This is a genomic window from Pseudomonas sp. PI1 (assembly GCF_000812405.1).
Lineage (GTDB): Bacteria > Pseudomonadota > Gammaproteobacteria > Pseudomonadales > Pseudomonadaceae > Pseudomonas > Pseudomonas citronellolis.
The window spans coordinates 1-8129 of record NZ_JWMC01000034.1; the positions used below are offsets into that span (position 1 = coordinate 1).

12 protein-coding genes are annotated in these 8129 nt (G+C 57.1%); 4 read left to right on the forward strand and 8 right to left on the reverse strand.

Annotation, left to right across the window (positions count from 1 at the left end):
• Positions 1–113 precede the first annotated feature (113 nt).
• The 8 genes from RN02_RS12025 to RN02_RS12065 all read right to left on the reverse strand — a co-directional run bounded on the left by RN02_RS12025 (position 114) and on the right by RN02_RS12065 (position 5954).
• A complete protein-coding gene (locus tag RN02_RS12025) occupies positions 114–1427 on the reverse strand; it encodes a zonular occludens toxin domain-containing protein (RefSeq protein ID WP_082033772.1) in 1314 nt (437 codons plus the stop codon).
• 4 nt (positions 1428–1431) lie between these two features.
• Positions 1432–1719 (reverse strand): hypothetical protein, encoded by a 288-nt coding sequence (locus tag RN02_RS12030; RefSeq protein WP_043314719.1) that lies wholly within the window; start codon positions 1717–1719, stop codon positions 1432–1434.
• Positions 1720–1727: 8 nt separating this feature from the next.
• Positions 1728–3209, reverse strand: coding sequence for a hypothetical protein (locus RN02_RS33215; protein WP_152623750.1), 1482 nt, complete (start codon positions 3207–3209; stop codon positions 1728–1730).
• A 136-nt stretch (positions 3210–3345) separates the two neighbouring features.
• Positions 3346–3567 carry a hypothetical protein gene (locus tag RN02_RS12045; protein WP_052267716.1) on the reverse strand — a complete coding sequence of 74 codons (222 nt, stop codon included), beginning with the start codon at positions 3565–3567 and terminating at the stop codon, positions 3346–3348.
• Between the two features lie 326 nt (positions 3568–3893).
• A complete protein-coding gene (locus RN02_RS12055; RefSeq protein ID WP_043314724.1) occupies positions 3894–4178 on the reverse strand; it encodes a single-stranded DNA-binding protein in 285 nt (94 codons plus the stop codon).
• 35 nt (positions 4179–4213) lie between these two features.
• Complete coding sequence (locus RN02_RS12060) at positions 4214–4474, reverse strand: hypothetical protein (protein WP_043314726.1); 261 nt, start codon at positions 4472–4474, stop codon at positions 4214–4216.
• Positions 4475–4633: 159 nt separating this feature from the next.
• Positions 4634–4807: a hypothetical protein gene (locus tag RN02_RS33720; RefSeq protein WP_161796244.1), complete on the reverse strand. Its 174-nt coding sequence runs from the start codon at positions 4805–4807 to the stop codon at positions 4634–4636.
• Between the two features lies 1 nt (position 4808).
• Positions 4809–5954 (reverse strand): phage/plasmid replication domain-containing protein, encoded by a 1146-nt coding sequence (locus RN02_RS12065; protein WP_043314727.1) that lies wholly within the window; start codon positions 5952–5954, stop codon positions 4809–4811.
• A 177-nt stretch (positions 5955–6131) separates the two neighbouring features.
• On the opposite strand from RN02_RS12065, the gene RN02_RS12070 reads away from it, so the two are divergent.
• The 4 genes from RN02_RS12070 (at position 6132) to RN02_RS33725 (ending at position 7816) form a co-directional block, all read left to right on the forward strand.
• Positions 6132–6320 (forward strand): hypothetical protein, encoded by a 189-nt coding sequence (locus RN02_RS12070; protein WP_043314728.1) that lies wholly within the window; start codon positions 6132–6134, stop codon positions 6318–6320.
• Positions 6321–6338: 18 nt separating this feature from the next.
• Entirely contained in the window at positions 6339–6677 is a 339-nt protein-coding gene (locus RN02_RS12075) for a hypothetical protein (RefSeq protein WP_043314729.1), read from the forward strand.
• A gap of 434 nt (positions 6678–7111) precedes the next feature.
• Complete coding sequence (locus tag RN02_RS33945; protein ID WP_043314730.1) at positions 7112–7621, forward strand: hypothetical protein; 510 nt, start codon at positions 7112–7114, stop codon at positions 7619–7621.
• 18 nt (positions 7622–7639) lie between these two features.
• The gene (locus tag RN02_RS33725) at positions 7640–7816 is read left to right on the forward strand and encodes a hypothetical protein (protein WP_161796245.1); all 177 of its coding nucleotides are present in this window, start codon (positions 7640–7642) and stop codon (positions 7814–7816) included.
• The last annotated feature ends 313 nt before the right edge of the window (positions 7817–8129 follow it).

An 8129-nucleotide genomic window follows, 5' to 3' on the forward strand; every position in this document is an offset into this window, starting at 1 on the left:
ATTATGCGAAGCCTAAGCACCGAGCGATGAAGCCCAGTAGCTCGGAAACCGCCAGGATGTTCAGGACCAGCAACGGCGCCGCCAGGCACGCCGTAACAAACACGTCTGCAGGCTCAATCATCCTGGCCCCTCCAGGGGCGCGAAGCATACTCGCTGTCCGGCACAACGGTTACGACTGTCGCTGTAGCGTGCGGCGTCGAGGGCCGCTGAACGGACGCTGAAAGCGGCCCGGCATCAGCCGGTCGCAGGTCGCTCCGCTCGCTGCGCCCGACTGATTGCTGGGCCTGCACAGATGCTTCCGGATCCACGACCTTCGTCACCGCGCCGCGACCGGTCCAGGGCGTCACCCGTTCGCCGTCCACGTCACACAACACGTACAGATCGCGCTCAATCCACCGGCAGTCAGCCATCGGCACGATGCGCCTGGACGAACCGTCACTGAGCACGACACTCGACGTCCGGCTGACCGAGCCGGAACCCGTCACCGAAGCCCCGCAAGGCTTCACCCTGGACGGATCCCCATCGACCGGCACCGAGCAGCCAAGCCAGCCAGCAACGCGCCAGGTCGCGCTCATAGGCGCCGCGCCGCTAACCGAAACACCCGTCACCGCCTGCACCACACGATCTGCAGACGCCCTCGCCTGCTGCGCCGGTGCTGCAGCCGCAGGCGGCGGGTTCACCAGCTCGCTTTGCACGTGCAAGCCATGCGCCTCCGGGCTGAAGAAGTGACGAACACCCCAAGCACCAGGCAGGACCAGCGCAGGGATGGCCACAACTAGCACCCACAACGCCGGCGACCGCCAGATGTTGCCGCGATTGTCGGCCTTGGATTCATCACCCACGTCGCCCGTTTCACTTTGCGTAGCGGACTTGTAGTAACGATAAACCTCCTTTTTGTAAGTGCCGAACGACTGGCGTTGCATTTGACTTTTAGGCGGACGATCACCCGTGGCCGCACCGCTGTAGATATCCACGCGATACGCCTTCTTAGTCTTCTTTACCACCCGGTAAGTTTGTTCAATCAGCGCACGCGCAAAGGACGCAATCTGGCTCAGGTCCTGAGTAACCAGAACAATACGCATCGACTTGTTGTTCTTATCGACGCGATGACGATGCTCGGCCAACAACGCCTTATCCTGCTCGCGCACGGCCGTTGCCTTCAAACCCGACGGCCAACGGCGCCAGAGTTCGTCGAGGATCAATACCGAGCCTGGAGGCGCCAGGTCAGCCAGGTCATCGCGCTTATCCCAATCGACAGGCAATTGCGTAATGCGGCCCTCGGGATAGTCCTCAAGCAGCATATCCACCTGCAACGGAATATTCGTTACAACATGCCGCCCCTGTTTGAGCGACGGAATAATTACGTGCTGAACCACGCCATAACTCTTACCATGGCCAGGCTTACCCACATACGCATCAATTGGCATGGCATCACCCGATCAGCGGAATGCGGCGCAGGATAAACCTTGCCAGCAGTGCAGCAAGACAAACCTTGATGCCGAAACTTAATTCAAACGTCGAAGCAAACCACATTACCGACGACGGAATGCCCGCAAACGCACCACTGGCTTGCGACATAAAGTCAGGAACCGGCAACGCATTAATAAACTTACCAATGCCTTCCATGACCACCGAGTAAATCTTTTTCGGAATCCACTCGGCCCACTCGACAAACCACTTGAGAATGTCATTCAGCCAACTTTTCAGCCAATCCAACATAATTCACCTCACGCCATGAGGAATATCATGATCGCCACGAAGCACCAGAAAGCCTTCATGGTCGGTTGCAAAACATCGTCAATCGTGGTCTTCAAATCACGAATAATGCCGTAGTCCAAAGAAACGCCGCCCAGGGCCTGAATAGCCGGTGTCGTCAATGTCGGCGCAGTACCAGTATCAGGCGCAGAAATATTGCCAACTGCCGTTGCAATCGGACTCGACTTAACCGTGTCATAGAACTTCTGTGTCGTGGTCTGGTAATCGTCCACGTTATCCAGCTTGGGCGTATCCGGGCTGGAGCCGTCGCTGCATTCCTCTGCCGTTACGCAGTCACCACCGCCCTCGCCCTCCCCTGTGCCGCCAGAACCCGTACCCGAGCCATTGGAGGCCGAGCCAGTACCGCAAGCCGCACCGCTGCAGGTCGATTGCGTAGACGTCACCACGCCACTGCCATCCTTGGTCGTCGTGGTCTTGGTCGTCGTCGTCGAGCTGGTGCACACGTTCATATCGCTGCACACCGTCTTGGTCGAAACATCCGTCTTCACGGACGTGGTAGAACCGTCCGCATTGGTCGAAGTACTGATGTTCGTCGCAATATCAATGCCCTTGGAAGTCGGTGCCTTCCAGTCACAACTGAACACGCCATTAGCCGTGCCGCAGTTCTGCGAGCCAGACGTTTTCGTCTCTTGTTTCGACGTGCAGGATTGAGAGCCATCAAAACCCGTCGAATAATTGCACGGTTGATTGTTTGTATCGGTCTTGGGCGTTAAGTCAGGCACAGCGCAACCACCATTGGTATGGCAATCTTCATCTTTAGGATTGCCCGTGCCGCCACCTAAATTACCGGTATAAGTCCCCGTAACCAGGCAGTGAGAACTCTTGCCGTCCGCATTAACGGTGCATTGAGAAGTAGCAATAACCAACTCACAGCCAGTTTCGTTAGCGGCAACAGAAGTACCATTAATAGGCCCTGGATCAGCAGTATCATAATCCACAGAAACTTGCGAGTGACCGGTGGAGCCGCCATTGGTCTTGGAGAAATACTTGCAGTAAACAGCTTTATCGTAAGTCTTCCAAACATCAGTGCAAGTCCCCGAAATCCAAACCATTGGATTATCAGACTCAACAGTCGTATTGCTGCAGAACGTATAGTCATCGCCGGCAGGCGTATAGCACTCGCCTGTAGACTGGTTGTAACTCTGGCCAGAGGGACAGGAATCGCCCTTGCGAATGAAAGAAGTGGAGTATTCACTAATATACCCCTTTCGCATGAAAAAACAGGACGCTTGAGAATCGGAATTCATCACTATCTTGGTTATATAAGTTTCAGTGGCGCTAGGCCATTGATATTGAATATATTTATTACAGGACTCGGCTGGAGAAGCGCCGTAATACGTGGATGAATTGCTATTGATCCACATCCAGTAATAATCCGCCGCATTGGCTCCACTGCAAAAAACGAGAAACAAAAGAGCAATTATCCGGCGCATATCAAAGACTCCAGAAGAAACAAAGCGCAGACATGCCACCAAAAAAGAACGATATGCAGTAATAAAGATCAGCCATGTTTCGCCCTCCCCAAAAGAAAAGGGGCAGCCGAAGCCGCCCCTTTGATCGACGGCCAGATTAAGCGCCGCGAATCATGCTCAGCAGCATCTTGGCGCCGCGAACGGCGACGTAGACCGCAGCGACCAGGGCGGCAACGGCCAGGACGCCGTTGACTACCGAGGTCCAGTCAACGCCGGCGGTGATCGTGGAGAAATCCGGGCCTGCAGCAGCAGCCAGGCCGGAACCAGCAGCAGCCATGAGCGAGCCCAGGGCGACAACACCATTTTTGTTCAGTTTCATAGACTTAACTCCGAATCATCTTGAGGATTGCTCGGGCTCCGAACACGACGGCAAGCGGTACGCCGACGAAGACGAAGCCGACCCCGAACGCCTGGGCGAGTGCCGCAGGGTCGAGCGTGGTGGGGTCGAAATCTTGGTGCGACTCAACAAGCACCCAAGGGGTGGAGCAACTGGGCGCGCCGGTACTGAGCACCTGAATTTCGCCATCGCAGGCGACCGTGTACGTAGTCACGAACGAGCCCAGCGGCCGAGGCCGTGAACAACCACGCCCGCAGCGACGTACAAGGCGAGAAACTCAGCGATCAGCATCTAGGCGCCCTCCCCGATCAGCTGGCCTGACGAACAGGCTTCACCAGCGGCACCAGGCGCAGGCGCATCTGCAGGTCTTCAAAGCGCCCCACGTAGAAACTGTCCGGGCCGACGGTGTAGAGGCCGGGCGCATATGGAGCCGCGTTGTCATCGAGCGTGACCTTGATGTGCTGCGGGTACTTCTGCCCCGGCAGGGTGACGTACGCTTTCTGCTCGCGGATCTGGTAGGGCTTGCCGGTCTTGGCCGAATTGCCCGACTTGACCACCACCTCGGCGCTCTCAATCTCAACCTGAATATCCATCGTCTTTCCTCTCTCAACGTGTGCCCGAATGGGCGTTAGAAGCCGAAGGCATCACCCACCCAGGGCGTGCCGTCAGACCAAATTTCGGTACGGGCGAAGCGCTTGAACTCAGCAACAATTTCCCAGTAACGCCGACGCTCGCGGTCCTCCCGGGACTCACGCGGAACGGGCTGAACGGCCGGCATTTCAAGCAGCGCAGGATTAGCCACGATGGAGCTACGCAGCGATGCCTGAAGGGCCGCGCGGGCACGCTCAGAGGCCGAAAGCTGGATGCCCTGGAAGCTAACGGTCCGCATGGCACACCTGCTCAGCAGTAGCCCGGAAAGACGCCTCAATCTGCGGCCCCATCTGCCGAAGCTGCCAGGCGCAGACCGAAAGACCGAACATCGAGCCCAGCACGAAAGGCAGCGACCAATGCCAAAGGAGCGCGACGAAGTAGCGAGGGCGAAGGCGCATCACTCAACCTCCCAGACTTCAACGTCGTCATCGGAGTCAACGCCAAGGGCATGCATCGCCATCTGAAACGCCTCTTCAAGACTGGCGGCGGAGACGGTCAGGCAGTAAATGCCCTGATAAACAACGTCCCACTTGAGCAAGCGGTCCATCTCGTCAAGATCGAAGAGAGACATGTCAGGCCACCAGGCGCAGCTGAGTGCGCGGTGCCTGGGCGTGCCGGTAGAAGCTCGGCAGCACCAGGTTGTCGTTGGTGACAATTTCGGTCGCACGACGGACCAGAACGGCGGTATGCCGGGTGACGTCGTAGGGCATGCGGATGTTGATGCCGATCTTGTTCAGGCGCGCCGCGTACTCTTCCATCTGGCGTTTCTTAAAATCGAACTGGATACCCGGGCAGTGCATCCATTGCATGGCGATGTTGGCGGTCGCGTTGGCGGCCTGGGTGGAGGCAACAATGCCCTTCTCTTTCAGCGTCTGCGCAATCGTGCTGTAGTCCATACCCATCACCTCAAGCTTCTGATCTATCGCCAAAAATTCCGCGTGGATGTCGCGGAAACGGGACTCATCGAAAAGCCCCCACCACTCCAGGCGCTCCCGCTGCAGGTATTCCGCTTTCAGTTCCTGCTCCATGCGCACCACGCCATGTTCATCGCAGTAGTTCGCGAGCGATTGCAGGTAGCGGAATTCGGGCGAGTCTTCACCAAAATTCCGCTTGCACTTCGGAAACAGGAACTTACGAATGGCGTGCGCCTTCTGATACGCCTTCTCGTAGTGGTCGCGGGCCTTCCAATCGACGGTTCGCCCGTCCTCATAGAGGTGGCCCACCTTGCGCTTCCACAGCTGGGTGGAGAGCGCCCGGATATAAGCCAGGTCGTTGCCCTTCCCTACCGTCCGATTGGTCGTCAGGTCGATACGACGGATGCGAGCACCGTTGCCGACCATGCTGGACTTGGTGCCGTCTTCACCCTGGCGAATGCCCCACTCGGTGCACTTGGTGAAACGCGGCAATCGCCGAAAGCCATACTCATCGGTATACGACGTGACGATGTCGTTGAAGACCGCCATGCACTCATCGAGCGAGCGAAACCCATCGAGGTTATCCAGGCGATTGACCGCGCTCGGGTTGCCCTTCACGACCAGCTTGTTGCCGTCAGCACGGATGGAAATCGATGTCGAGTAGCTGCCCTCATGCTTCCAGCCCGGCTCAGTCACCTTGAGGCGTTCGCCGGTGCGCTTGTCGTAGTAGCAAATACGGGTATCGGACACCTGCGGCAGCTCGAACGAGAAGACCTGCTCGACCGCTAGGTAGTCGTAGAACATCCGAGATTGCGGATTAGTCGAAGGAGACATCGCCAGCCTTTTGTTGACATATTTACAAATCGACCTGGCGGCAAATGTAGATTTGTCGACAAGTCAATGTCAATGCTTGTCGACAAAACGACATTAACCTTCGAGAGATGCGGCGCCACTGCGGGGCATGAATAGGTGAAAAAGCAGATGCAACTGAGGATCACCCAGGAAGAACAGGAGCTTCTGAGAAAGAAGTCCATCGAGATAAACCAGGCGCTAATGAAGCATGGCAAGCCGCCATTAAGCGACTCAAAGCTGCTGCATGAAATACTCTTGAAATCAATGACCTACGCAAAGTTAAGCCCGTCCGGCGAAGTAGTCATAGACCCCGAGTAAGCACAAAGAGAAAAGGAAATGAGGCGATTTGCGATCACAATCGCCCTGCTCATCAGCGCAGGGATAGCCATTGCAGAAGAGAAGCCCATAGCAACAAGGGCGGCAGAAGCCTTGCAGCCAGCCGCAAGGGCATATCAGCAAAAAGCATCACAAACAGCCCTGGAATTCATGGCAGGAACGGGGGATGGAGTGATGGCAGACGGGGCCAGAAGGGCGTTGCAGCAACAGAAGAGCGCCCCCAAGGGACTGGGAAACACAAGCATCGTTCGCAGCACCAAGGACTGCATGAAGCCTGGAAACGTCATAGACAAAGACGTCCAGGAATGCACCCAAGGGCTCCGAGAAAAAGACTGGTAACGTCGCCAAACCGCGGAAGTCCGCGGTGAATTGGGGGTGTTACAGCACCCCCACCCCTCCGGCGCGTTTTCCGTAACGCGTTACGCAAATCGAAACCCGCAAGACCGTAGGGCGCTGCCCTACAACCCGCTCTCGCCCGCGAGGCGTCAGGAGCGCGGGAGGGAAAGCTCTCCCGCACTCCCTCGCAGAGGCTGTTTTCGAAGGTGCAACGTCAAGTGTTCGCTTCGCCCGGCACTCCGTTCGCCGCGCGATGGAGCTGCACGACGAGCCGGGGTGGCGGCACCTGACGAGGATGGCCAGGCGCGAGTTATCGTAACGGAAAAGAGTAACGATAAATACCGACGAACGGTTGATTTATCGTTACGTTACGCTAGCCTATTTATCGTTACGTTACTATAATTAGACCATGAGCAACGGCAACGGAGCCAACCGCCATGATCGACCACCTGGAAAAGCAAACCCAACCGATGGACCTGGAACCCAAGCGCGGCCGTGGTCGCCCGGCGACAGGCCAGGCGTTGAGCAATGCCGAGCGTCAACGCCTCTACCGCGAACGCCAAAAAGCGCAACGTAACGAAAATGACGATGCAAAGCGCGTACGCGCGCTGGAAAAGGAGCTGGCAGAGATCAAGGCCATGTACCAGCTCCGCAGCGACCAGCTGGACGACCGCATAGCCGAAGTCCAAAGGCTGAAAGCCGAGCTGACGTCACGTAACGAAAAGGCCAATCCGCTGAACGCGGCAGCAGAGCTAATCCAATACCACGCGCAGAGCTGGGACACGCGGTCGAGGAAATGGAAAACGATCGGCGAAACAAACCCGGATAACGAACCGTTCGACAACTGGCGGGACGCCGAAAAGTTCGTAAAAGACCTGCTGAAAGCTGGATCAGCACTGCGTTACAGGATCGTACCGGCAAACCTGCCAGTCACCGAATATAAGTAACGTAACGGAAAATAAGCCATGGAAACTCAGATCACGATAGGCCTAGTCGCCCTAATCCTCGCCGTCATCATCCTGGCCGGCTCAGTCATGGCCATCGTCGGATATGGCTTCATACGCCACTGGCTGCGCACTGGCGAGACCTGGGAAGCCACCCAGGAGCGCAAGGAACGCGAAGCCAAGGCCAAGCAGCCCTAAAGGTCCAAGATCGCACGGCAGGCCGCCTGGAGCGCTTCCAGGCGGTCATCCAGCAAAGCCCCTTCATCATCGAGCTGGGCAACCCGGCGCCTCAGTTGTCGAATCTCACCCGCAAGCCGCGGGTAGTCCTCGAGCATGCAGCAAACCGCGTCCAGGGCATCGCGCCCCGGGAACCAGAGTTTTGCGTCACGTAACAGATATTCGGGGATGTCTAGGGCGGGCATCGCATAATGGACATTACGCTAAATCGGCCCCGGAGCTTATCAGCATTGTCCGGAGCCGACTTAACGTAACGTCACGATATTATGCGAAG